Origin of the sequence: Hydrogenophaga sp., assembly GCF_041633695.1 — a bacterium.
GTDB lineage: Bacteria > Pseudomonadota > Gammaproteobacteria > Burkholderiales > Burkholderiaceae_C > Hydrogenophaga.
In genome coordinates this window covers 1-2,530 of the sequence record NZ_JBFJMY010000545.1, presented here as the reverse complement: position 1 = coordinate 2,530, position 2,530 = coordinate 1, and the positions used below count along the sequence as shown (strand labels likewise).

At 57.9% G+C, this 2,530-nt stretch carries 3 protein-coding genes; 1 reads left to right on the top strand and 2 read right to left on the bottom strand.

The features are described 5' to 3' along the window. Both ABYB95_RS21445 and ABYB95_RS21440 read right to left on the bottom strand, forming a co-directional pair. On the bottom strand, positions 1 to 460 hold a 460-nt coding region (locus tag ABYB95_RS21445; protein WP_372661711.1), incomplete at its 3' end, for a PilN domain-containing protein. Continuing rightward, entirely contained in the window at positions 457 to 1,536 is a 1,080-nt protein-coding gene (locus ABYB95_RS21440) for a pilus assembly protein PilM (protein ID WP_372661708.1), read from the bottom strand. The genes ABYB95_RS21440 and ABYB95_RS21445, both read right to left, overlap by 4 nt. A 271-nt stretch (positions 1,537 to 1,807) precedes the next feature. Here ABYB95_RS21440 and ABYB95_RS21435 point away from each other — a divergent pair. Further along, positions 1,808 to 2,530, top strand: a 723-nt coding sequence (locus ABYB95_RS21435) for a transglycosylase domain-containing protein (RefSeq protein WP_372661705.1), incomplete at its 3' end; no start/stop codon positions are given.

The following is a 2,530-nucleotide window of genomic DNA, read 5'->3' as shown; positions in this document are numbered from 1 at the left end:
GGCGGCTCAGCCAAGGGCTGTTGTTGGCCAGGTTTCTCAACAGCTCGGAGACCCGCTCCTGGGACTGGGCAACGCCAGTGATCAAGACGCTTTGATTTTCCTGCTTCATGCTGGTGAGATAGATGCCATCGGGCAATTGGGCGACCAATTCCTCCAGCAGATAAACCGGCAAATTTCTGTCGCCTTGCAAATCCTCCACAGCGGTTTGACGCGCCCGCAACGAGGCGATTTCTTTTTGCAAGCTGGCGATGTCCTTGATCTCGGCATCCAGACGCGTGATTTCGGCCGTAAGAAATTGATTGCGCCCCTGCTGGTTGGAGATTTGCCCTTGGTACCAGGTAAATACCGCGCCGCACACCACACCGCCCAAAAGGGCGGAAAGCCCCAGTTGGGTGAAAAATTGCTCTTTTTGCCGCTTGCGCGCGGCCTCCCTGTGAGGCAGTAGGTTGATCAGAATCATTGAAAAAACCTCCGTAGGGCCAGACCGGTCGAGGTCAGATACGACGGAGATTCGCGTGCAATCTTGCGTGCATGTACGGTAGAAGCCATCTCCATGGCATCAAATGGGTTGATCACCATACAGGCGAACGACGTCTGGTGTATGACCGCTTCGGTCAGACCCGGCAATGCCGCGCTGCCGCCCGCCAGAAGGATGTGGTCCACCTTGTTGTGCGGCGTGCTGGTGAAGAAAAATTGCAAAGCCCGGCCAATTTCCTGGGACATGCTTTCAATGAAAGGCTCCAGCACCGCCGTGCGGTAGTCTTCTGGAAGATCGCCCGAACGCTTTTTGGCCTCGGCTTCGTCAGCAGAAAACCCATACTGCCGCACAATGAGCTGGGTCAGCTGCGCACCACCAAACGCTTGATCGCGCTCGTACAAGACATCGTCGTTGCGCATGACTTGCATGCTGGTGGTCAAGGCACCCACTTCGAACAGAGCGACCAGGGAATCCACCCCTTGGTTGGGCAAAGTTTCGATCACACGCCCCGCCGCCATGCGCGACGCATACGACTCCACATCCATGATCACGGGTTTGAGCCCGGCGGCCTCCGCCAGACCCTGGCGGTCGGACACTTTTTCCTTGCGGGATGCGGCGATCAAGACCTCCACGTCTCCCACGGAGTTGGTGCTGGGCCCCACGACACAGAAGTCCAGACTCACTTCGTCAAGAGAAAAGGGAATGTATTGGTTGGCCTCGGACTCCACCTGGGCTTCGAGCTCTTTCTCGGACAGGCCGCCCGGCAGCACGATTTTCTTGGTGATCACAGCGGACGCGGGCAAGGCCATGGCCACGTTTTTGGTCTTGCTCCCGCTTTTGCGCACCACGCGGCGCACGGCCTCAGCCACCTCGTCGAATTTTTCAATATTGCCGTCGGTGATCCAGCCCCGCTCCAGGGGCTCGATCGCACACCGCTGCAACACCAGATCGCCGGAACGGTTGCGACCCAATTCGACCAGCTTGACGCTGGACGAACTGACGTCGATCCCCAACAGCGGTGCCGGTTCCCGGCTGAATAACGACCCCAATGAGATCAAGGTGACCCCCAATATTAGCGACGCGGCGTGGCGCCAGACTTAAGAATTCACTTGAATGCTAGCAGCAAGCCCCTTGTGCCGCAAAGATTTTTTACCTTTGCAGCACCTTGAAGCGTTGTCAAAAGCATACGCAAATTGTTTGCACTTGTTGAGTCAACATCGGCAGCTGCGACAAGAAATTCACGACAACTCACAATATGAGACTCTTTGTCGGCAACTCAGCAACAGCGCCGCCTTTTTATAATCAAATACTTTTGCCACGACCCTTCGCATGCCCAAAGACGATCCAGCACCACCGAGCAACCAGAAACGAAAGGCGTCCGAGGGCCGCTCAGTCTGGTACTGGCTGGGTCGCGTTGTGCTCACGCTGGCCGGCCTGGCAGTGGCCGGGGTGGTGGCCATCATGTGCGCCATCGGCATCGCGCTGGCGGTCGCTTATCCCAACTTGCCCGACGTGGCGGCGCTGGCCGACTACCGACCCAAGCTGCCGCTGCGGGTGTTCACCTCCGATGACAAGCTCATCGGCGAGTTCGGTGAGGAACGGCGCAATCTGCTGACGATCCGGGAAATTCCCGACGTGATGAAAAACGCGGTGCTGGCGATCGAAGACGCGCGTTTCTTTGAACACAGCGGTGTGGACTACCGAGGCATGGTCCGGGCGGCCCTGGCCAACCTGGGGCAGGCCAAAAGCCAGGGCGCATCCACCATCACCATGCAGGTGGCGCGCAACGTCTATCTGTCGGCGGAAAAAAGCTACACCCGGAAAATTTATGAGGTGCTGCTGACCTTCAAGCTGGAGCACATGCTGACCAAGGAGCAGATTCTTGAGATCTACATGAACCAGATTTTCCTGGGGCAGCGGGCTTACGGATTCTCCACGGCCGCCCAGACCTATTTCGGCAAGCCGCTCAAAGACGTGAGCATTGCAGAAGCGGCCATGCTGGCCGGCCTGCCCAAGGCCCCGTCGGCGTACAAACCGATCAGCAACCCCAAG